The sequence below is a fragment of the Streptomyces sp. NTH33 genome (genome assembly GCF_003236365.1).
In the GTDB taxonomy this organism is placed as follows: Bacteria; Actinomycetota; Actinomycetes; order Streptomycetales; family Streptomycetaceae; genus Streptomyces.
Map to the genome: position 1 here is coordinate 1 of NZ_POTZ01000941.1, position 1104 is coordinate 1104.

Genomic DNA, 1104 nt, shown 5'->3' on the forward strand with positions numbered 1-1104 from the left:
GGGCGAGGGAGAGCGGGCGGGCGATCTCCCGGGCGATCCATCCGAGGAAGACGCCCTGGTGCTGGACTTGGATGGCGTTCGGGTCAGCCTCGTTGCCGGGGTCGCGGACGAGGTCGAGGAGGGTGCCGGCCGGTAGCTGGGCGAGGTGGTCGTCGTTGCCGCTGTGGCGGACGCCGCGCAGGGGGCAGGTGAAGGTCCACCCCCTTTCCGTCTGCCCGCACACCCGCGGGCTCGCCGACCCGGCTGCGGACGGCGAGGTCCAGGGTCCGCGCCGGGATCCGGACACGGTCAGTCTTGGGGCCGACTACCCGAACTGCAACCGGCCAATCGCACAAACCGTTTCTCGTACATTCCGTCACTTGGCTCCCGGCTGTCGGGAGTGCCGGAGCGCGGTGGCAGGTGCGGCGAGCATCCCGGCGAAGGCCACTGCCCACACCGCCAGCGCCGTCCACGCCTCGCCGGCGCCGGTCGCGGTCATCCAGTCCCAGCCTGCCGCCTCGCCCAGTTCCCGGGTCGCCACCCCGTACATGCCGATGGGGAAGACCATGCTTCACAGGCTCGTCTCGTACCGCAGTGGCACGCGGTGCAGTACGTGCCGCCACACGACCAGGGCGAGCAGGAGCGGGATCAGCCAGGTGCAGAACGACTACACCACCGCGGACGCGCCCAGTACGAGGGCTCCGGGCAGCAGAGCGTTTGTGGGCGGGAGGCGAAGGAGCCTCGCACCGGCCAGCACGCTGATCGCGGCGGCGCCCATGAATACCCGGTAGGGCGGGGCTAGTTCCTTCGGCTCGACGGGTTCCAGCAGCAGGCGGGCCAGTGCCAGCGCGGCCACCAGCAGGTACTGCAGCAGTCCGACGGCCCCGCACGCCGAGGCCAGGATGCCCAGGGCCCGGCCGCCGGTGTGCGGGGCGAGGGCAGCGGTGGCGACCGCGACGGACTGCGTGCCCACCACCCAGATGAACCAGGTGCCCTTTAGAAGCTGTTGTCTTTCCGGACGTGAGGACTGCGTTTTCGCTGGTGGGGCATAGGGGCGGCGATCTGGTGGGAGTGACGAACTGTCATGTCGTCGCTGCTGTGGGGGTCGTGGATGCCGTCGGTGGT

General features: G+C 70.5%; 2 protein-coding genes and 1 pseudogene. All 3 read right to left on the minus strand.

The window, feature by feature from the left end; genetic code table 11:
- The coding region (locus C1I97_RS37675) for an HIRAN domain-containing protein (protein WP_181447104.1) at positions 1-223 on the minus strand (223 nt) is incomplete at its 3' end.
- A gap of 132 nt (positions 224-355) precedes the next feature.
- A complete protein-coding gene (locus tag C1I97_RS37680) occupies positions 356-547 on the minus strand; it encodes a hypothetical protein (protein ID WP_111007338.1) in 192 nt (63 codons plus the stop codon).
- A gap of 99 nt (positions 548-646) precedes the next feature.
- Positions 647-1104: pseudogene (locus C1I97_RS37685) on the minus strand (hypothetical protein); the annotation flags it as partial.